Source organism: Bacillus cereus group sp. N12, from assembly GCF_016483575.1.
Taxonomy (GTDB): Bacteria; Bacillota; Bacilli; order Bacillales; family Bacillaceae_G; genus Bacillus_A; species Bacillus_A toyonensis.
On sequence record NZ_JAEHBO010000309.1, the window covers coordinates 1 to 227 of the forward strand.

Sequence of the window (227 nt, forward strand, 5' to 3'; positions counted from 1 at the left end):
ACAAAACAAACAAATGAAAACATTGCTGTTGTAGGAAACAAAATAAAATTGCCAAAACTAGGTCTTGTTCGATTTGCTAAAAGTCGTGAAGTAAAGGGACGTATTTTAAATGCTACGGTTAGATGGAACCCTACTGGTAGATACTTTGTTTCATTGTTAGTTGAAACAGAAGTGCAAGAACTTCCGAAAACAAATTCTTACATTGGAATAGATGTAGGACTAAAAGA

General features: G+C 33.5%; 1 pseudogene. It reads left to right on the forward strand.

Annotated features, from left to right (window positions below):
• Nucleotides 1-227, forward strand: a pseudogene (locus JDS92_RS31755) (IS200/IS605 family element RNA-guided endonuclease TnpB); the annotation flags it as partial.